The 20,340-nt window shown below is 41.5% G+C and carries 26 protein-coding genes; 4 read left to right on the forward strand and 22 right to left on the reverse strand.

All coding sequences use genetic code 11. The features are described from left to right. Positions 1–40: 40 nt before the first annotated feature. The 18 genes from QLQ22_RS17005 to spoIIM form a co-directional block, all read right to left on the reverse strand. Positions 41–1,516, reverse strand: a complete 1,476-nt coding sequence (locus QLQ22_RS17005; protein ID WP_223436428.1) for a spore germination protein — start codon at positions 1,514–1,516, stop codon at positions 41–43. Further along, on the reverse strand, positions 1,476–2,081 hold the full coding sequence (gene spoVAEA, locus QLQ22_RS17010) for a stage V sporulation protein SpoVABEA (protein WP_223436429.1): 606 nt from the start codon (positions 2,079–2,081) through the stop codon (positions 1,476–1,478). Before spoVAEA ends, QLQ22_RS17005 begins: the two co-directional genes overlap by 41 nt. Positions 2,082–2,090: 9 nt before the next feature. Further along, positions 2,091–2,441, reverse strand: coding sequence for a stage V sporulation protein AE (spoVAE, locus tag QLQ22_RS17015; RefSeq protein ID WP_223436431.1), 351 nt, complete (start codon positions 2,439–2,441; stop codon positions 2,091–2,093). Then, entirely contained in the window at positions 2,441–3,463 is a 1,023-nt protein-coding gene (spoVAD, locus tag QLQ22_RS17020; RefSeq protein ID WP_223436433.1) for a stage V sporulation protein AD, read from the reverse strand. Before spoVAD ends, spoVAE begins: the two co-directional genes overlap by 1 nt. Positions 3,464–3,481: 18 nt before the next feature. Further along, positions 3,482–3,937, reverse strand: coding sequence for a stage V sporulation protein AC (gene spoVAC / locus QLQ22_RS17025; protein WP_223436435.1), 456 nt, complete (start codon positions 3,935–3,937; stop codon positions 3,482–3,484). A gap of 19 nt (positions 3,938–3,956) precedes the next feature. Then, entirely contained in the window at positions 3,957–4,379 is a 423-nt protein-coding gene (locus QLQ22_RS17030) for a stage V sporulation protein AB (RefSeq protein ID WP_223436436.1), read from the reverse strand. Continuing rightward, entirely contained in the window at positions 4,369–4,989 is a 621-nt protein-coding gene (locus QLQ22_RS17035) for a stage V sporulation protein AA (RefSeq protein ID WP_223436438.1), read from the reverse strand. The genes QLQ22_RS17030 and QLQ22_RS17035 overlap by 11 nt, the downstream gene beginning before the upstream one ends. A 418-nt stretch (positions 4,990–5,407) precedes the next feature. Next, the gene (gene sigF / locus QLQ22_RS17040) at positions 5,408–6,166 is read right to left on the reverse strand and encodes an RNA polymerase sporulation sigma factor SigF (protein ID WP_223436440.1); all 759 of its coding nucleotides are present in this window, start codon (positions 6,164–6,166) and stop codon (positions 5,408–5,410) included. Between the two features lie 11 nt (positions 6,167–6,177). After that, a complete protein-coding gene (gene spoIIAB / locus QLQ22_RS17045) occupies positions 6,178–6,618 on the reverse strand; it encodes an anti-sigma F factor (protein ID WP_223436442.1) in 441 nt (146 codons plus the stop codon). After that, a complete protein-coding gene (spoIIAA, locus tag QLQ22_RS17050; protein ID WP_223436444.1) occupies positions 6,615–6,968 on the reverse strand; it encodes an anti-sigma F factor antagonist in 354 nt (117 codons plus the stop codon). The genes spoIIAB and spoIIAA overlap by 4 nt, the downstream gene beginning before the upstream one ends. 139 nt (positions 6,969–7,107) lie before the next feature. Next, a complete protein-coding gene (locus tag QLQ22_RS17055) occupies positions 7,108–8,268 on the reverse strand; it encodes a D-alanyl-D-alanine carboxypeptidase family protein (RefSeq protein WP_223436446.1) in 1,161 nt (386 codons plus the stop codon). Between the two features lie 118 nt (positions 8,269–8,386). Next, entirely contained in the window at positions 8,387–9,691 is a 1,305-nt protein-coding gene (locus QLQ22_RS17060; RefSeq protein ID WP_223436449.1) for a pyrimidine-nucleoside phosphorylase, read from the reverse strand. After that, positions 9,691–10,536, reverse strand: a complete 846-nt coding sequence (locus tag QLQ22_RS17065; protein WP_223436451.1) for a purine-nucleoside phosphorylase — start codon at positions 10,534–10,536, stop codon at positions 9,691–9,693. The genes QLQ22_RS17060 and QLQ22_RS17065 overlap by 1 nt, the downstream gene beginning before the upstream one ends. 13 nt (positions 10,537–10,549) lie before the next feature. Then, positions 10,550–11,737 carry a phosphopentomutase gene (gene deoB, locus QLQ22_RS17070; RefSeq protein ID WP_284015239.1) on the reverse strand — a complete coding sequence of 396 codons (1,188 nt, stop codon included), beginning with the start codon at positions 11,735–11,737 and terminating at the stop codon, positions 10,550–10,552. Positions 11,738–12,044: 307 nt separating this feature from the next. Then, complete coding sequence (gene xerD / locus QLQ22_RS17075; protein WP_223436455.1) at positions 12,045–12,938, reverse strand: site-specific tyrosine recombinase XerD; 894 nt, start codon at positions 12,936–12,938, stop codon at positions 12,045–12,047. Between the two features lie 6 nt (positions 12,939–12,944). Continuing rightward, positions 12,945–13,169 (reverse strand): YqzK family protein, encoded by a 225-nt coding sequence (locus QLQ22_RS17080; RefSeq protein ID WP_223436457.1) that lies wholly within the window; start codon positions 13,167–13,169, stop codon positions 12,945–12,947. 112 nt (positions 13,170–13,281) lie between these two features. Further along, positions 13,282–13,743, reverse strand: a complete 462-nt coding sequence (fur, locus tag QLQ22_RS17085) for a ferric iron uptake transcriptional regulator (RefSeq protein ID WP_223436459.1) — start codon at positions 13,741–13,743, stop codon at positions 13,282–13,284. Positions 13,744–13,857: 114 nt separating this feature from the next. Next, positions 13,858–14,508, reverse strand: coding sequence for a stage II sporulation protein M (gene spoIIM, locus QLQ22_RS17090; protein ID WP_223436461.1), 651 nt, complete (start codon positions 14,506–14,508; stop codon positions 13,858–13,860). Between the two features lie 123 nt (positions 14,509–14,631). On the opposite strand from spoIIM, the gene QLQ22_RS17095 reads away from it, so the two are divergent. Next, positions 14,632–15,195, forward strand: coding sequence for a GNAT family N-acetyltransferase (locus QLQ22_RS17095; protein ID WP_284015240.1), 564 nt, complete (start codon positions 14,632–14,634; stop codon positions 15,193–15,195). On the opposite strand, the gene QLQ22_RS17100 is transcribed toward QLQ22_RS17095, so the two are convergent. The 3 genes from QLQ22_RS17100 to QLQ22_RS17110 are packed head-to-tail and all read right to left on the reverse strand — an operon-like array spanning position 15,192 to position 17,554. Further along, a complete protein-coding gene (locus tag QLQ22_RS17100) occupies positions 15,192–15,776 on the reverse strand; it encodes a VanZ family protein (RefSeq protein WP_252207163.1) in 585 nt (194 codons plus the stop codon). The genes QLQ22_RS17095 and QLQ22_RS17100 overlap by 4 nt on opposite strands. A 58-nt stretch (positions 15,777–15,834) precedes the next feature. Continuing rightward, a complete protein-coding gene (locus QLQ22_RS17105; protein WP_223436468.1) occupies positions 15,835–17,001 on the reverse strand; it encodes an endonuclease Q family protein in 1,167 nt (388 codons plus the stop codon). 1 nt (position 17,002) lies between these two features. Further along, positions 17,003–17,554: an NUDIX hydrolase gene (locus tag QLQ22_RS17110; protein ID WP_223436470.1), complete on the reverse strand. Its 552-nt coding sequence runs from the start codon at positions 17,552–17,554 to the stop codon at positions 17,003–17,005. Between the two features lie 233 nt (positions 17,555–17,787). Here QLQ22_RS17110 and mciZ point away from each other — a divergent pair, with 233 nt between their 5' ends. From mciZ to QLQ22_RS17125, 3 genes are all read left to right on the forward strand, one after another. Continuing rightward, complete coding sequence (gene mciZ / locus QLQ22_RS17115; RefSeq protein ID WP_223436472.1) at positions 17,788–17,910, forward strand: Z-ring formation inhibitor MciZ; 123 nt, start codon at positions 17,788–17,790, stop codon at positions 17,908–17,910. 69 nt (positions 17,911–17,979) lie between these two features. Next, positions 17,980–18,885 carry an aldo/keto reductase gene (locus tag QLQ22_RS17120; protein WP_284015241.1) on the forward strand — a complete coding sequence of 302 codons (906 nt, stop codon included), beginning with the start codon at positions 17,980–17,982 and terminating at the stop codon, positions 18,883–18,885. Positions 18,886–19,109: 224 nt separating this feature from the next. Further along, positions 19,110–19,616, forward strand: coding sequence for a DUF3189 family protein (locus QLQ22_RS17125; protein WP_223436476.1), 507 nt, complete (start codon positions 19,110–19,112; stop codon positions 19,614–19,616). A gap of 114 nt (positions 19,617–19,730) precedes the next feature. On the opposite strand, the gene QLQ22_RS17130 is transcribed toward QLQ22_RS17125, so the two are convergent. After that, on the reverse strand, positions 19,731–20,231 hold the full coding sequence (locus QLQ22_RS17130) for a VOC family protein (RefSeq protein ID WP_284015242.1): 501 nt from the start codon (positions 20,229–20,231) through the stop codon (positions 19,731–19,733). Positions 20,232–20,340 lie beyond the last annotated feature (109 nt).

The raw sequence follows: 20,340 nt of genomic DNA on the forward strand, positions 1-20,340 counted from the left end.
ATTAAACTTACAATATCATAAATGCCATGCACTTTCAATCTTACTTAGGCTGTTTTCTTACATTTTGAGGATGGACTATACTCGGCCTGATTTTCGCTCCCGGAACTGACGTGCGAATGAGTATCTGCCAAAATGCTTTTGGATTAAATGGAAGGAACGGCCATAGGTACGGCGTATTCAGAGACCGGATGTGTGTCAGAAATAAAAAGATGACAGTTGCGCCAATGACTAATCCTTCTGCCTTGAATAAAGCAACTGACAGCAGCAGAACAAGCCGCACCATCTTATTGGCGATGCTGAGCTCATAGCTTGGAGTAGCAAACGTGCCAATCGCAGCAATGGCCACATAAAGAATAACTTCCGGTACAAAGAGTCCTACATCAATTGCAATTTGTCCAATCAATGCTGCTGCAATTAATCCCATTGCAACAGACAGGGCGGTTGGCGTATGAATGGCTGCCATCCTTAAAAATTCGATCCCGAGATCAGCCATGAATATCTGTACGACAATCGGAATATTTTTTTGCTCATTCGGGCCGATATATGCAATGTTCTCAGGCAGCAGCGAAGGCTGGAGCACATACATAAACCACAGCGGAACGATAAAGATAGAGCCAAGGATCCCAAGGAAACGAACCCACCTTAAAAAAGTTCCGACAGCCGGCGCCTGACGGTACTCTTCTGCATGCTGAACGTGGTGGAAGTAGGTTGTCGGTGTAATAATGACACTAGGCGACGTATCCACAATTATTAAAACATGCCCTTCTAATAAATGATTGGCCGCTACATCTGCCCGCTCTGTGTATCTGACAAGCGGAAATGGATTATATCCCTGTTTAACCAAAAATTCTTCCACCGTTTTGTCGGCCATGGTCAGACCGTCAATTTTAATCGTTTCGAGCTCTTTTTTAACAACCTCGATCAGATTCGGATCTGCAACATCTTCTATGTAGCAAAGACAGATATCTGTTTTTGAACGCTCACCGACCTTCATCATCGAATACCTTAAGCGTTCATCTCTGATTCTTCTTCGAATCAGCGCTGTATTTACAATGATATTTTCTACAAATCCGTCTCTGGATCCGCGGACAACTTTTTCGGTATCTGGTTCCTCAGGGTTTCTGCCGGGATAGCTCCTTACATCAACAACCAGCCCGTAATCGCACCCTTCAATCATAAAGACGACAAGGCCTGACAGCACTTGATCAACGGCTTCATCAATCGTTTTAATCCTTTGAACCTGCTGATTGACTAAGCGGTTTTCGATGATTTCGTTGACTTTCATCTTCTCATATTCAAAATCATTTATCTCAATTAATTCTTTTAAAAGCTGAATGATGAAGGATGTATCGCAAAGACCATTTACATAATACAGATTTACCCCAATGCCCATCACAGTAATTTTACGGACACCCAAGTCAAAACTCTGATTTAAACCTACATGGTTTTTAAAATAATTCTCATTAACAACGAGCTTAGGAGAGATTGATGTCTTTTGTTTCACGTTTTCGCTCATCTGCCATGCCGCTCCTTTCAAGAATCAGTTCTACCGCCTTCATTGTTATCGGTGATCCATGATCCACACTGTCTTTACGGGCCATTTTGCCAATATCGCCAATCCCTACAATAATAGGAACATCAAGTGTATCAAGACAATAAACTGTATCTCCTGTCATTTTTCCAACTTCGTATTCACGGATGCCGCTCTTATCTACCCCATATTCGGATATAAGGCCGTCTCTATCGATAGAAACATCAATATTCGTCCACTCTGAGCCATGTGTCTTAGCGGCAACCGCAATGACTCCAAGCACCTCGATTTGCGGATGCTTTGCCACATATAAAAGCGCTTTTTCACCAGGTCCCTCTTCTAATAAGCCGCAATCATCGAACATGACAAAAACGGGATCATAAGGTGTTTTCATAATTAACTTCACAATCTCAGGTCCTGTCAAAAAAGTCGGATTTCCTTTTGATTGGGAAATGCACCTTCCGCCAACCTGCTTTGCAGCATAGGCAATCGCTTTGGCTGCATAAACATCCCCATCTGTAACCATTATGACCCTTCTCGTTTCTGTCATAGGATGATCTTATCCTTTCGGCTTAAAAATAACTGCTACAAAAAAAGCAAAGACGATTGCTGAAGAAATACCCGCTGAAGTTAATTCAAAAATTCCGATTCCAATTCCAATAATTCCGTGTTCATCGGCCTGTTGCATAGCACCATGCAGCAATGAATGACCAAAGCTTGTAATGGGCACTGTTGCCCCAGCTCCTGCAAATTTAATAAAATTATCATAAATGCCGAATCCGTCAAGAATCGCACCTGCAACAACAAATGAACTCATTACATGTGCAGGTGTTAATTTAGCCACATCGAGCAGCAATTGGCCAATAACGCATATGGCCCCGCCTACTACAAACGCAATTAGATATTCCATTATCCGTTCACACCCCTGTTCACACGTTCAAACACGACGCCATGAGCAATTGTCGGAATCGATTCTTTTTGCTGAATCATGGTCGGACTAAGCAGCGCACCTGTTGCAACAACCATCACACGATTAAGATTTCCGCTTTTCAATTCTTTGAAAATATGGCTGTAGGTGACCACAGCAGAACACCCGCAGCCGCTTCCTCCGGCAAAAACGTTTTGATCCGGCCGATAAATCATCAGTCCACAGTCATTATGATTTGCAGAAACATCATATCCTTCTTCTTTCAGGAGCTCCTTTAGAATCGGGCTTCCTACAGAAGCTAAGTCCCCTGTCACAATCAAATCGTAGTCTTCAGGCTTTGTGTTTAAATCTTTAAAATGCTGGGCAATCGTATCGGCTGCTGCAGGTGCCATCGCGGAACCCATATCAAATGGATCCGTAATGCCAAGATCCGCCACTCTTCCTATCGTTGCTGAAGTAATCATAATGTCACTTGGATCACGGCTTACGATGACTGCCCCTGAGCCTGAAATCGTTGACTGTGCTGTATCCGGTTTTTGACCGCCATATTCTGTAGGATAGCGAAATTGCCTTTCAGCTGTTGCATTATGACTGCTCGTTGCTGCCATAACACGATTGGCAAACCCACCATCTACAAGCGCTGAGCTTACAGCCAGTGTTTCCATTGATGTTGAACAGGCACCGAACATACAAAGGAAAGGGATCTTATTTTGTCTGGCTGTATAATTTGCTGTCACGTTTTGATTTAATAGGTCTCCTGCAAGGAATAAATCAATATCTTCTTTCGTATAATTTCCTTTTTTCAAAGCATGCTCGATGGCATCTTCCATTAAACGCCGCTCAGCAAGTTCCCAGTTATCTTCATTGCAATGGAGATTATCATAGGTTTTGTCATATAATTTACCAAAAGGTCCGTCTGCTTCCTTTGGGCCGACAGCAGTCCCGCTGGACTGAACGTATATTTCATTCTCAAATTGCCATGTCTGTTTTCCAGTCAATCTCATTGTTCAGCACCTCCTCTTTTAAAATGCTAATCCGTATACATACCTGATTATCCCGACAACATATGCAGCAACAACCCCAAATACAATAACTGAGCCTGCAAGCTTAAACATGTTCGTTGCCACCCCGAGAACCAGACCCTCACTTCGGTGCTCAAGCGCAGCACTTGTCATGGAGTTTGCAAATCCCGTTACAGGAACAGCAGATCCCGCACCAGCAAATTGGCCGATTCGATCATAAATACCAAATCCCGTCAGCAGAGCTGATATAAGAATTAAAGTAGCTACAGTCGGGTTCCCCGCCGTTTTTTCAGTAAAGTCGAAAAAGTGCATATACATATTCTGAATGGCTTGACCTAAGATGCAGATAAGACCTCCAACGATGAAAGCCTTTATACAATTTAGAAGATAAGGCGGTTTAGGCTGATAGGGTTTAATTTTATTCTTGTAATCATCTTTCAGGTTTGATGTACTCATTTTTTTCACCTCTCGGGTATTATTGGTCAATAAAATAAAGCCAGTGAAATAACGATCCGGCTACTTTGCCAAAAACAATGGCCATCAATAAAATAACGATCTTATCAGCAATCCCAATCCGTTTGGCCAGAATAGGAAAGACATTTAAAACTTCTGTCAGCGCGGCAGCAAGCATTCCGATAAATATTCCATTGATTAATCCAATCGGAACGAGAAACAGCTCTGATAAGTAAAGCTTGGAATCCCTGAGGCTTACCCATCCGCCTGTAATGGCACCGGCTACGATGGCCCATTCATAAGCCTGAATTAAATCGACTGTTTTTGTAAGCTGCGTTAACCTGGGTATAATGCCTAGGACAGTTAAAAAAGCTACAAATCCTGAGCCGACAGCAAGACCTCCTGAGAGCCCGATGAAAATGGTGATTAAGACATTAATTGTCATCAATTTTCTTCGTGCTCTCTTTATTTTCTTTCATAGATACGTACATATCCATATCAAGCTGGTAGTTGAACATTTCCACTTCAAGAGGACTGGGCTCTTCATTAATTCTCTTCTTGAAAAGATGATTGAAGAAAAGAATCATCCCTAAACCGAGGCCAATGGAGTAAGGAATTTGCAGGAGAAGGGGATGTTCGGATGTCTCACCTGTAATAATGGTATAAAGACGCTTGTGTACAAGCTGCATGCTGACATCTTCGTGAAAATTCATAATCGCAAGAGCTGCTCCCACAAAGAGGAGGAGCCATACGAGTGCAAATAGAACAGGCGAATACGTTTTCTTCTGATATACAATCTCAACAATCGTCTGTGCTGGCCCAACCGCCTGAACATCTATATCAGGATCTGTTTTATGTACTGCAGACAGCACACGCATGACATCAATCACGACAATGTTTTTATCGCTCGGCTGAACTTGGTGGACCTCAAGCTCTCCAATCATGTCGCGCAGCTGTTCTTCCGCAACAATTTGGGCAATCATAGAGACGGTTATACAATCGTCCGGATAGACTTGTACGCGATGACGCAGTCTGATGTACACCGTTTTTTCCATCACATTTCACTTCCTGAAAATAGGATTGTATATGTAGTATGCATTGGAAGAATTTATATCATGCAGAAAGCACGAATGGTCCATTAATTACCAAAGCTGTATTCCTAACGCTATTGCTTATTTGTTGTTTACCTGGATTTGCCTTCTAACTATTGACCCCGGCAGCTAACTCACCGAATTAATGGCCTCACTAAAAGGCATCCTACACTGAAGTTGCCTTTATAAAATGAAATTCTTCTAAAAACCCTTCTAAAATGGTCTCTTTCTAATAAGTATCGTATAGTTTCCTTCACCCAGATGAATTCTAATCCGGTCATTTCACTCGCCTTCAAAGCTCAAAAAAAGTATGCCCGGTTATTCCCTGTTTATTTTCTGAAAAACAAAAAAGACACATCCCTATCGGATATGTCTTTTCCAACTATTGATCCATGCGGTCTTTCATCTGCTGCAGAATTTTCTTCTCTAGCCTCGATACTTGTACCTGCGATATGCCAAGCCGCTCAGCAACTTCTGATTGCGTCTGGTCCTTGTAATACCTTAAGTAAACGATCAGCTTTTCACGTTCATCGAGTTCTTTGATTGCATCCTTAAGGACGATTTTATCAAACCACTTGGTCTCTCCTGAATCAGCTATTTGATCAAGGAGTGTGATGGGATCACCGTCGTTTTCATAAACGGTTTCATGGATGGAGGAAGGTGCGCGTACCGCTTCTTGTGCAAGAACGACTTCTTCAGATGTGATTTCAAGGTAGGCTGCGATTTCAGAAACAGTCGGCACCTTGCCTAATGATTTTGATAGATCATCTTTAGCTCTTCTGATTTTATTTCCCAGTTCTTTAAGGGAACGGCTCACTTTAACTGTGCCGTCATCTCTGATAAAGCGTTGAATTTCACCAATTATCATCGGTACAGCGTAGGTTGAAAATTTAACATCGTACGATAAATCAAATTTATCAACCGATTTCAAAAGACCGATGCAGCCTATTTGAAACAGATCATCAGCTTCATAGCCCCGATTTAAAAATCTCTGAACAACTGACCACACAAGACGCATATTTTTCTCAACAATGGTATCTCTGGCTGATTGATCGCCCTGCTGGCTGCGCTTAATCAATTCTTTCACTTCATGGTCCTTTAACTGTGTTTTTGAGATATCGTTCTTTACCTCCACATCCATAGCAAGTCTCCTTAATTTACTAAAGCTTTGCTTTTCGATAAGTGTTTAGTAAGTTTTACTGCTGTACCCCGTGATTTTGATGATTCAATCTGCACTTCATCCATGAAATTCTCCATGATGGTAAAACCCATGCCTGATCGTTCAAGTTCCGGTTTTGTCGTATATAGAGGCTGTCTTGCTTCCTCTACATCAGGAATTCCCATGCCCTCATCTCTGATAGACAACCTGACGACACTGTCCTCGAGTGTTACCGAAATGTAAACAATTCCGCTTGGATCATTGTCATAGCCATGAATAATGGCATTTGTCACGGCTTCTGAGACAACTGTCTTGATTTCAGTTAACTCATCAAGTGTAGGATCAAGCTGAGCAATAAATGCTGCAACGGTAACCCGGGCAAAGGATTCATTTTGGCTGAGCGCTGAAAATTGAAGGTTCATTTCATTTCTCATGAAGCCACCCCCAATGTAATAAGCGCTTTTTCCTCCGATGGCTCCAGTCGAATGATTTTAAACAGTCCAGACATATCAAACAGTCTTTTTACTGAAGGTGAAATCGCACATACAACCATTTCACCGCCAAATTGCTTCACTTGCTTATATCTTCCAAGAATCACGCCTAAACCAGAGCTGTCCATAAAGGATAATTGCTCTAAATTCAAAACGATATGCTGAATGTCTTCTGATGCAAGAATTTCTGTCACTTTCTGCCGTAATTCCTCCGCCGTGTGATGATCCAATTCACCGATCAGTCGTATGCACAGGACAGATTGCTTTACATCAAGCTCTACTGCTAGACTCATCCATACTCCTCCTTCAATTTCTGGATAATGTCTGTTTCGAGGTTTTGATGTGCTTTTCCTGCCCTATGACAAAACTAGTGCGGATTCGCCAACATCAGCTAGACTTCCTGATGTTTCTTATAGGTGAGTTCTTAAGTCATCAGCCTGATTTCGAGAAATCACCAAGCACTCGTTTAAAGAGAGTCCACCAGCGGGCCTGTTCAATGTCGCTCTCAGCAACAAGCGGGCTTTCCACAACAATTTTATTGTCTTTTTTCAAAATCAGTTTTCCAAGTTCATCCCCTTTTTTAAGAGGGGCCTGCAAGTTCTGCTTCATCACGACTTCCTGAGTAACATCTTTGACACTTCCGCCTTTTTTCGTCAAAACAGAAATAGGCTCTGAAGTCACAAGGTTCAGATTTTTACTGTTCCCTTTGCTGATTTTCATCTTAGCCACAACTTCATTGCGTTTAAATAAAGGATGCGTTTGATATTGGCTGAATGCGTAATCAAGCATTTTAGTAACCTGCGCATTGCGGTCCTTTGGTGTTGGGGCACCCATGATGACAGCAATCACACGCATGTTGCCTTTTTTGGCTGTAGCAGTTAAACAATATTTCGCTTCATTCGTAAACCCTGTTTTTACGCCATCTACGCCTTTATAAAATTTCACAAGGCGATTCGTGTTGACCAGCCAGAATTTCTTGGATGTATCCTGACGCAAATAATCTTCATATTGACCTGTGTATTTTGTAATGCCTTCAAATTTTAATAGCTCTTTTGCCATGACGGCCATATCATGTGCTGTACTGTAATGATCTTTTTCAGGAAGACCTGTTGGATTTTGAAAGGCTGTATTTTTCAGTCCAAGCTCTTTTGCCCGTTTGTTCATTTTTTCAACAAATGCATCTTCAGACCCTGAAATTCTCTCAGCCATGGCTACTGATGCATCGTTGCCTGAGGCAATCGCAATCCCTTTCAGCATTTCATGAACGGTCATTTCCTCTCCAGGCTCAAGAAAGATTTGTGACCCGCCCATAGAAGCAGCATGTTCGCTCGTACGGACTTTTTCATCCATTTTCAGCTGGCCTTTATCAATTTCTTCCATGATCAGCAGCATCGTCATAATTTTAGTCATACTTGCTGGAGGAAGTTTCTCATCACTGTTTTTATCATATAGAATGTTTCCGGTGTCACGTTCAATCAGCACAGCTGATCTTGCTTGATCTGCAAGCTTTACTGAACCTTCTTCTGCAAATGCCGGTGATGCAATAGTTAATATCATGGTGCTTAGCGCTACGGTAGATAGTAGACGTTTCATCTCCAAACCCTCCATTCTTATACACCCCATTTTTTCCAATTGAAGAAAAAATATACTTGCGGACAAGAAAAAATTGCATGCAAAAAGCCGGGATTTTCTCCCGGCTTTTCATGTGTGATTACTCTTTAATTGTATCATGAACAAGCGGCGGCGCTTTTACTGAGTCAGCAGTTACTTTAATGCTTTCATAAAGCTTTGCTTTTACTTGTTCTACATCTTTTTGATTACTGTAAATCGTCACAAGCGAGTCGCCCTTTTTAACAGCATCGCCGATTTTTTTATTCAGCATTAGGCCGACAGCAAGATCAATTTCTGATTCTTTCGTTGCTCGTCCTGCACCAAGCCACATTGCTGCAACTCCAACGGAATCTGCCACAATTTCAGAAACGTATCCGTCTTCTTTTGCTTCAAGCTCAATTTTGTAGCTTGCCTGCGGCATCTTGCTTGGATCATCTACAACTGAACCGTCTCCGCCTTGAGCTTCTAAGAAAATCTTCAGCGTTTCAAGTGCTTTTCCGTTTTGAATCACTTCCTCAAGCATTGCTCTTGCTTCCTCAAGTGAAGATGCTTTTTCAGCCAGGAAAACCATGTAGCTTCCAAGCGTTAGGCAAAGCTCATGAAGGTCTTCAGGTCCTTCGCCTTTTAATGTATCAATCGCTTCTTTAATTTCTAATGCATTGCCGATTGCATAACCGAGCGGCTGACTCATGTCTGAGATAACAGCCATTGTTTTGCGGCCGACCGCATTTCCGATTTCAACCATCGCACGGGCAAGATCTCTTGCATCCTCAAGATCTTTCATAAATGCTCCTGCTCCTGTTTTCACATCAAGAACGATGGCATCTGCACCTGCAGCGATTTTTTTGCTCATGATCGAGCTTGCAATCAGGGGAATGCTGTCAACAGTTGCAGTTACATCACGCAAAGCATAAAGCTTTTTATCTGCTGGAGTCAGGTTTCCGCTTTGACCAATGACAGCAATTTTATTCTGGTTGACCAATTTGATGAACTCATCATTTTCAATTTCAACATGGAAGCCCGGAACAGCTTCAAGCTTATCGATTGTGCCCCCAGTATGGCCAAGGCCGCGGCCGGACATCTTGGCAACCGGAACGCCGACTGCAGCAACTAGAGGTCCAAGCACAAGAGTGGTTGTATCGCCTACGCCGCCTGTGCTGTGCTTATCTACTTTAATGCCTTCGATCTTGCTTAGATCAATCGTATCACCTGAATGAACCATTTCCATTGTTAATTGAGCGCGCTCCTGCTTCGTCATTCCTTTAAAATAGATCGCCATTGTTAATGCACTCATTTGATAATCCGGAATATCGCCATTTGTATAGCCTTTAATAATAAAGCTTATTTCTTCATTCGTCAGTTCCTTGCCGTCACGCTTTTTTTCAATTAAGTCAACGATTCTCATTAGTTACCCACCCTTTGTCCGTTTGATTCGTGTATGTCTGCAACAATATTCTTAACCAGATTCAAGAAATTAGCTTTTACTTTTTCAGTCGTTTCCATCACTTCATCATGTGATAATGGCTGATCTAAAATACCGGCAGCCATATTTGAGATGCATGAAATTCCAAGCACTTTCATCCCTGCATGATTGGCTACGATTACTTCAGGCACTGTAGACATACCGACTGCATCTCCTCCAAGCACGCGTGCAAGACGCACCTCTGCAGGTGTTTCATATGCAGGCCCTGTGTTTCCTACATATACACCTTCCTGAACTTTAATGCCAAGCTCTGAAGCTGCATTTTTAGCAAGGGCTCTGAGCTCTCTGCTGTAAGCCTGCGACATATCAGGGAAACGGACGCCTAGATCAGAATCATTCGGTCCGATTAATGGGCTAGTCCCCATATTATTTATATGATCGGAAATAATCATTAAATCACCCGGTTCAAACGATTCATTCACACCGCCCGCAGCATTTGTGACGATAATTGTTTTTACACCCATTTCCTTCAGCACACGGACCGGGAACGTCACTTTTTTCATGTCGTACCCTTCGTAAAAGTGGAAACGTCCCTGCATAGCAACAACATTAGCACCTTTTAATGTGCCGAATACAAGCTGTCCCGCATGACCTTCTACAGTTGAAACAGGGAAGTTCGGAATTTCTTCGTAAGGAATTTTCACCGGATTTTCAATTTCATCAGCAAGGACTCCAAGGCCCGATCCTAAAATTAACCCGATCTCAGGCAAGTCTTTTACTTTTTCTTTCATAAATTGTGCAGATTGCTTAATTTCTTGGATATTCATTTAGCGCTCCCCCTTAATTCTTCAATTCCTGCAAGAAACTTTTTCCGTGCTTTGGCATGTTTACTTTAAAGTTGTCAGCAATGGCAGCCCCAATATCTGCAAACGTTTCACGGACCGGAAGCTCAGAACCGCTTTCGAATCTCGGACTGTATGCAAGCAATGGAACGTATTCACGCGTGTGGTCTGTTCCGTGATGAACAGGGTCATTGCCGTGGTCAGCTGTAATAATTAATAGATCATCCTCTTTTAATTTAGAGAGCAGTTCAGGAAGACGTGCATCATATTCTTGAAGAGCAAGGCCGTAGCCTTCCGGATCGCGTCTGTGGCCGAACAGGGCGTCAAAGTCTACAAGGTTTACAAAGCTTAGACCAGTGAAGTCGCGGTCTGCTGTTTCAGCAATCTTGTCCATGCCATCCATGTTCGATTTCGTGCGAATTGCATCTGTAATTCCTTCTCCGTCATAAATATCAGAAATTTTACCAATCGCAATAACATCCAGACCTCCGTCCTTCAGCTCATTCATTACCGTTCTCTCAAACGGCTTTAGGGCATAATCATGACGGTTTGGGGTTCTTTGGAAGTTACCCGGGTTGCCTACAAACGGACGTGCAATCACACGTCCCACCATATACTTCTCATCAAGCGTCATTTCACGGGCCATTTCACAGATCTTCAACTGCTCTTCAATTGGAACTATCTCTTCATGAGCTGCAATTTGCAAAACGGAATCAGCAGACGTATAAACAATGAGAGCTCCTGTTTTCATGTGCTCTTCGCCCAGTTCATCTAAAATTTCAGTTCCTGAAGCAGGTTTGTTCCCGATGATTTTTCTGCCCGTTTTTTCTTCCAGTGCCTGGATTAATTCATCCGGGAAGCCATCCGGGAATACTTTAAATGGTGTTTCAATATGAAGGCCCATGATTTCCCAATGGCCTGTCATCGTATCTTTGCCGTTAGAAGCTTCTTTCATTTTCGTATAGAAAGCTTTTGGTTTTTCCTGGACAGGTATGCCCTGTATTTCTTCTATATTGCTTAAGCCAAGCTTTGCCATGTGAGGCATTTGCAGGCCGTTCATATGTTCTGCAATGTGGCCAAGCGTGTTTGAACCAGTGTCTCCAAAATCCGCTGCATCTGGCGCTTCGCCGATTCCCACTGAATCCATGACAATCAGAAATATTCTTTTATATGTATAATCAGACATGTAAATCCTCCTTTAATCGTTCAGAGATCACTCTTTGTATAACATTCCCAATTGTTCAGGAATGATTATCCGCTTTTTAATGGTCAGAAGTCTGACATCTAAAGTATAAACCGTTTTCATGCCTTCTGACAATAGATAACTTGATATTCTTCTATAGTTCTGTTTTCCTTTTACAGGATTTTTTAAAACATTTAGCTGGATTACACAATATTCGTTCAGGTCATGGTGCTACATGACTCGTTTTGAAGCTCCTGCGGTACTTCTTCAAACCTAATAAAAAAAGCCACCGCATTTCCTGCGTATGACTTTAAGCTCTCGGATGATATTGTTTATATACATCTTTTAATCTAGTTTTTGAGACATGAGTATAGATTTGCGTTGTAGAGATATCGGCATGCCCAAGCATTTCCTGAACTGCTCTTAGGTCTGCCCCATTTTCAAGCAGATGGGTTGCAAAAGAATGACGAAGCGTATGAGGGGTAAGCTCTTTACTGATTCCTGCCTCAAGAGCAATTTTTTTGAGATTCTTCCAATAACCCTGTCTGGTCATGCGGTTTCCATGATGATTTAAAAACAAAGCTTCCGTTTGTTTTTTCTTTGAAGCTAATTTCGGTCTGCCCTTTTCGATATAGGATTCTAATGCCTCTGCTGCTGTTCTGCCAATTGGAACGATGCGCTCCTTGTTCCCTTTTCCGAAACAGCGGATAAATCCCATTGTTAAATGAACATCGCTCAAATCAAGATTAATCATTTCACTCACCCGGATGCCTGTTGCATAAAGAAGCTCAAGCATGGCTTTATCCCGATAGCCGAATGGCGAGATCAATTTAGGAGTTTCAAGCAGTTTTTCAACTTCAGTGAGTGATAATACTTTCGGCAGTGTCCGTTCAACTTGAGGAGATTCTATATGTACAGTAGGATCATGATCGACTGCTTTTTCTCTTAGAAGAAATTGGTGAAAATTGCGGATGGATGCGGTATGGCGTGCAATCGTCTTGCTTGATTTTCCCGCTTCCTTCAATGATTTTAAAAAATGAATAATTGATAGTCTGGTCACATCTTGAAATGAAGTGATTTGCTGCTGTGCAGTAAGAAATTGATGATAGCTCTTTAAATCGCGTTCATACGATATGATTGTGTTATGGGAAAGTCCTCTTTCCACAACCAGGTAATGCATGAAATCCTGAATTTGATCTTTCAATTTCCTCTACTCCCCGTTTAAATAGAAGAAAAACAGTCGATTCAGCCAGTGCTCTTCTTCGTCAGCCACCATTTTCGTGACTTTCAGGGCCGCACCCTCAGGCTGATCATATCGGTGAATTTCTTCATACTCTAAGTTAATCCAAATGATAGCATAATAGAAAAGAATCGTAAATCCAGTAAACAGAATAAATACTTTTAACATGTCAAATAGTGTTCTCGCTGCTCTCATTGCGGCAGTCCTCCTTTGGCCGGTCTTTCATCTTACCTAAAACATATGCCAAAAAGGACAAACTTTATACTAGTAAAAACAAAAAAAACCTCTCCTGTTTAACTGGAAAGGTTTATTGTTCATCTTCTTTCTGTTCTTTTTCCTGACAGCGGTAGCAAATGCCATGAAACGTCAGACGATGATCTTTAATTTTAAAATTGAAGTCGCGTTCTACAATCTGCTCAACATCTTCTAAGAGGTCATCTTCAATTTCAGCGACTGAACCGCATTCGATGCACACAAGATGATGGTGAAAATGTGCTGCGCCTTCTTTTCTTAAGTCATAGCGTGATACGCCATCTCCAAAATTTATTTTATCGACAATTTTAAGTTCTGTAAGTAGCTCCAACGTCCGATAAACAGTTGCTAAACCAATCTCTGGCGCCTTTTCCTTAACGAGGAGGTAAACATCTTCAGCACTCAAGTGATCTTCTTCGCGTTCAAGCAAAACCCTGACGGTAGCTTCACGCTGAGGAGTCAGCTTATAGCTGGATGAATGCAACTGCTTCTTTATACGCTCAATTCTGCTTTCCATAACACACATTCCTCCCTCGCCACGTTCCTCATTCATTATATCAAAAGAAAGGGATGTGTCCAACGAAAATAATTACAATCTAATAAATGAAATCATTATTAAGTAAAAACTATTCTATTTTGAAACAAGTTCAATTATGTTTTTCATGAGAATCGGCGACGCATAAGCCTCAAGAGTTGAGGCGATAATCGTCAGTGCCGAAATGAACATAAAAACAGCCGCGTATTTCGTAAAAAGTGCGAAAGGCGATTCTGTCAAATTTGTTTTCTTCATCAGCAGCTGCTTGACAATTTTCAATGAGAAAGAGATGGCAACCGTACCCATGATAATAAATGCCGGTATTAAGATTATATTTTGAGGCAAAACCGATACAAATGAAAGCAAAAAGCCTTGCCATCCCATTTGATTCACTAAAAAACCTACCGTAAATCCTACGACCATTCCTTTTAAGAATAACATAATCAGAATAACCGGCAACCCGATAATTGAGATGCCAAGCACCCACATCAGACCAAGATATTTCAGGTTATGAAAGAAACTCTGCTGAAGCATTTCAACCGAGCTTGCCACTTTCCCTTCAGATACTTGTCCGAAAAACCTGCTTAAATAAAAATACAAATCTTCTTTTTGAGTAAAATTCATGCTGTTGACAATGACCGCACCGAAAATAACCCCCATCAAAAACAATACAAATACAAATACATAAAGCGATGAGCGTTCTTTTATATGCTGAAAAATCATTGCTTTTAATGGATGTTTGCGCATATACCTTCCTCCTAGCGTTCTCTTACTAGATTGTATGAAAAAAGGAAGAAACTATGCCATTCTATCATTGCATTTTTTTCCAAGTGTTATATAATACTAAAAAATCAGAAAGGCGGTTTTGTCTTGAAAAATCCTTTATTAATTGATTTTCCGACTGAAATTACGACAGAAAGACTCTGCATCCGGGCTCCCCGTCCAGGCGATGGAAAAGAAGTCAATGCCGCCATCAATGAATCTATGAATGAGCTTAAACCGTGGATGCCTTTTGCTCAAAAGCCTCCGACACTCGAAGAGACGGAAGCAAATATCAGACAATCGTGCGCGAAGTTCATTTTGCGCGAGGATCTGAGGCTGCTCATTTTTGATCGTAAGAAAGGCCACTTTATTGGAAGCACCGGTTTTCACCGGATGGACTGGGATGTACCTAAGGTAGAGATTGGGTATTGGATTTCAACGAAATATGCTGGAAAAGGCTATATGACGGAAGCAGTTGAAGCTCTGACGATGTTTGCAGTAAAAGAATTCGGCGCTAAACGTGTGGAAATCAGATGTGATCCTGAGAATATAAGAAGCCGCCGCATACCAGAGAAGTTGGGATTTATATTAGAAGGAGTTCTAAGGCAGGATGATGTTTCAGCAGACGGCATGTCATTGCGTAATACATGCGTCTTTTCAAAGATTTTTTAATTTTCTTTCACATAAACAGCTTTGCTGAAAATTGGAAAGAAAGCATATCCTGCAAATATACCAAAAACATTTAAAATGAGATCATCCATATCAAGGCTGCCCCTGTTTGCTGCAAATTGTGCGATTTCCACTGCTGCGATCACAAACACAGAATAGGCAAATGTTTTTCTCATTGAAGCTGCTCTGCTCTTAAGGAAAATGCCATATGGGATAAATAAACCGATGTTAGCAGCAAGATTATAGACGGCAATAATCGGTGAAACCTGTCCTGAAAAATAATAGCTGATCGTGTAAAACGGCACGAGATTATAGCTGTTCCCTCCCGAATCCGGTCTAATAAACAGCAAGATCAGCAGACCAACCGTATATAGGATAAGACAAGCATGAAACAGTTTTTGCGGGACAACCATCACCTGCTTCTTCCATAAAAAAAGAAGTAATGCCGCTAGCGCCGTGACACAGAACCATACAACAGCAATGACAATCGGGTGTAAATAAGCAGTTAAGCTCAGCCATAGCGGCAGCAGCAGAAAAAAAATACTTTGTGAGACCGCAAGTGAAATCAAATACGTTTTTATCATGTTCTAATACCTTTCAAACTTATATTTGCTGAAGGCACTTCACATTGAAGTGCCTTTATTAGTTAGGGGCAATTTTCCCGTAAACTCCGCCGCCTCCAGGGACAGCACTAAGCTTTCCTTCCCTGGCAGCTATTATATAATCTGCTGTTTTAGGCGGCAGAACCTTTAATAGGTCCGGTCTTGAGATCTCATTTAAGATAACCATCTCGGTACCAAAGGCCATTTTTAATTTCCCAAGAGTCTTGGGGCCGATTCCGGGAATAAACTGCAAAGGCACCTGGTGCACATATGGAGGACGTTCTGGTTTCTCAGTGTTGTTGTCTGCCAGCTCCTTCAAGCGGGTGCTGACCCCTTTAGTCGTTCTCTTGCTGCCGCAGCTTTGGCATAACGTGTTCACTGCCTCTTTTTGGATGCCGCATTTCTCGCAGGTTGTGCCATAATACTTGCCTAATAGCGGATTTAATCCATGATTTGAAAGAATTGTCCGGTTTCCTATTTGTTTCAGAGCCTTTTTCAGCTCTTCGAAAGAAGGTTCCTCTAATTGAAGCTTCTGATACTCCCTCCCAATTTTAGCAAGTGAGTGTGCGTCAGAGTTTGTTAAAAAAGGATACGGATTCAGTTCAGAAACCTGAGAGGCCATACCCGTGTCAGAGCTTAAACCAAGCTCAACCGCATCAATCAAGTCCGGATCTAATACTTGATCAAGCCTAGAGGATACCCCGCTGCCGTAAAGGCTTTTGTGTGGTGTGAAGATATGAGCGGGAATAAACAGGCCTCCAAGCTCGTTTACTTTTTTCTGAAGAACTCTCGCATCTTCATACATTCTTTGAGTACTTAATGTAATATTTTTAACCCTAAGCGACAGCCATTCAGAAAACTGCTTCATCTGATGAATAGCCGGCATAAAGACAAGCACATGCAATGGACCTTTGCACGAGTTATCATAAACTTCAATTTCGGAGCCGAGAATCATTGTGGTCTGTTTAAATTGAATACCGCCCTGGGCATGTTCTGACCATATTCCTTCTTTTAAACCCTGATCCAGGGTATCCAAAATCTCCGGTACGTGGCAGTCAATGATTCCGATTATGTCCATTCCTTTATGCTCGCTTGCTTCAATCAAAATATTTTCAAGCGTAAGCTTATTTGAAGCAGTTATTTTAACTGGTTTGCCTGAACGTGTCCGTCCGATATGAATATGTAAATCTGCAAAATAGGTATTCATTTTATTTTTGAAGAGCCAGTTTCAGCTGCAGATACTGAACAGCGTAAGCTGTTTTCGCATCGAAAATCCGCTGATTATCAATCATTTCCTGCGCTTCCTCAAGTGTCACCTCCAGAACATCTACAAATTCATCCTCATCAAGTTCTGCCTTTTCGGTTAAAATCTCCAATTCTTCCGTAAAATATAAATGCACAAGCTCATCTGCAAACCCTGGTGATGTATAAAACGAAAGTAAGTGCTGAAGCGACTCCGTTGTATACCCTGTTTCTTCTTCCAGTTCCCGTTTAGCCGTGACATCAGGCTGTTCCCCTTTTTCAAGCTTGCCGGCAGGGATCTCAACGAGGACTCGCTCCATCGCTTTCCGGTATTGCTGAACCATGACAATTTTGTTTTCTTTAGTAATGGCGATCACAGCAACCGCTCCCGGATGCTTGATAATTTCTCTTGTGCTTGTTTTTCCGTTCGGAAGCTCTACTTCTTCTAAGTACAAATCAATAATGCGACCGGAAAATAATTTTTCAGATGATTTTGTTGTTTCTTTTAAATGATTCATACTCATTCCTCCGCGTTCTACAAATTCTGCTTTTCACATACATTCTATCATATTAAGAAAAGCGGAATCGCCCGTTTAGCTTGGGGCCAGACAGATAAGAATCCGGCAGTAAAGTCCGGGTTTGACTTTTTTGACGATTTGTTCTGGCCGAGGAGTTGGGCGATGGAACTGGACATAGATGAGAAAAACTTTATACCTCTTTATCAATTAACGAAGAAACGAGGCGAGCGCATATGAAGATCTACCTTCTTGAAAAAGGCGTCGTGCTGGTCGGCAAAGCTTGGGAAGTACGTGAAAAACTGAAGGAATACAGCAGGAAATATGCAACGGTTGAGCAGTGGACAAAAGATAAGTAAGCGTCACAATTGCATTTTCATCTCTCTTGTACTAATGTCAAAGCAAGACGTACAGTCAGGAGTGATACGATGAAAAAAAGACAGTTAGGCACATCAGACTTATTTGTCAGCGAACTTGGACTTGGCTGCATGTCTCTTGGGGCAGATAAAGAACAGGCAGAGTCCGTTATCGATGCAGCCCTTTACGAAGGAATTAACTACTTTGATACAGCAGATTTGTATGATTTTGGACTGAATGAAGAGTTCGTCGGAGATGCACTAAAAAAACGAAGACAGGATCTGATCCTTGCAACGAAGGCCGGCAACCGCTGGAACGAGAACAAAGACAGCTGGACATGGGACCCATCTAAAGCCTATATAAAAGAAGCTGTGAAACACAGCCTTAAACGATTGCAGACAGATTACATCGATTTGTATCAGCTGCATGGCGGCACGATTGAAGATAACATTGACGAAACGATTGAAGCGTTTGAAGATCTGAAAAAAGAAGGCGTTATCCGCTATTACGGAATATCATCGATCCGCCCAAATGTCATTAAACAGTACCTGGAAAAATCATCGATTGTTTCAGTCATGATGCAGTACAGTCTGCTCGACAGAAGGCCTGAGGAATGGTTTTCTCTTCTTAAAGATCACAACGTCAGCGTGATTGGGAGAGGTCCTTTAGCAAAAGGACTGCTGACAGATAAATGGGAATCCAAGCTATCTGAAAAAGGATACCTTTCCTACAGTGAGGACGAACTCCGCCAGCTGCTTCCATCCATCGATGCAGAAACGGATCTGACTCTGACAGAAACTGCCGTGCAATACTCACTGAAGCAGGCTGCAGTCGGATCTATTATTCCGGGTGCCAGCAAAATTGAACAGGTTCAGGCTAATTGCCGTGCTGCAAATGCACGTCCTTTATCTGGGGAGGAATATATAGCGCTGCAGGCTTTGACGAAGTTTGATAAATATGAGCAGCATCGTTCGTAATATTTAAAGCTTTTTTAGGGATTCTTTCCGGATACGGAGAGAATCCTTTTTATTTTTGCTGATCTCCAAATTGCCTCCAGGTCTGTCAGCTAGTTGGAGAAAAGCAGAGGGAACAGCCTCCAATAAAGCCGCTTCATCACGCTGCAGTTTTTTCTGCGGCATTTACATTTTTTGTCTTTTTAAGCAGAAGATATGTAAAAGGGATAAAAGAAAGGATTGATTTCATGATTTATATTTATAATTGCTATGGCGGCACACATTCCTCTGCACTTGCAGCAGCCTACCATTTAGAGAAGTTAGCAAGCAATACAATACCATCTAAAAATGAAATACTTTCTGTTGATATGTTCAATAAACTAACTTCAAAAGATATGGGAAAGATTTTCTTTCATGGCATTGACTCAGATGGAAATAAAGTGTTTTCCTTAGGGCGGGGTTCTTCTAAGCTTATTGTACCCTCCATTCAAAGTATGCTGGAAATACTTAATGAAAAAGGAAAACTGGAAGAAAAGATCATCTTTTCAAACACTTCACCCACAGTTCCATTAGCGATGACCCTTGGAGGACTTTTTTCGCGAAGATTAAAAATAGACTTTATTGGTGTACCTTTATTAGTAATAGGAGCGAAAAAAGCCCATCCGGATCTTATTCAATTAGTACATAATACCAAAGAGGCAGGAAAAGCCGCCATACGAAACATTGAAATTCTTGATAACGGTTTTGGCAGATAGCGAAAGCCTCATCAGAGAAGCGGTGATACTCTAATTAACGTCACACTTTCTTATCTGATTGCAGAAATTCTAATTCCGTTTTATAAGGTTTTGCTCAGCTTATCTATCGTAATTTTATCCTTCATAAGCCTGCTTTAAGGTTTTAATATCCATTTTCTTCATTTGGAACATTGCTTTTAGAAATCTTTCTGATTTTTCAGAATCAGAACTGCTTATCATTTCGGTAAGACAGGTTGGAACGATCTGCCACGATACACCGTACTTATCTTTAAGCCAGCCACAAACCTGGGCTTTTTCATCTCCGCCCTCTGTGAGCTTTTCCCAATAATAATCGATTTCTTCTTGTGTTTCGCAATTGACAATGAATGAGATTGCTTCTGTGAATTTGTATTGTGGACCGCCGTTCAAAGCTACGAATTCTTGTCCTTCCAGCTGAAATTTCACAGTCATCACTGTTCCCTCTGAGATCCCGCTGATATGATGTCTTTCTTTTCCATATCGAGTGATTTTTTCTATCTTCGAATTTTTAAAGACTGAAGTGTAAAAGACTGCTGCCTCTTCAGCTTTTAAATCAAACCACAAGTTAGTTGTGATTTTTTGGATTTTGTTTTTCACTTTTTTTCTCCTTCCTGCTTTTCATCGTTACTGAAAGATTTTATTTCATTATTTATAGACTACTTTCATTCTGATTCTTTAAGGATATATTTAATCCTGCTTCTGGCAT

The sequence above is a fragment of the Metabacillus hrfriensis genome (assembly GCF_030127205.1).
GTDB lineage: Bacteria > Bacillota > Bacilli > Bacillales > Bacillaceae > Bacillus_P > Bacillus_P dongyingensis.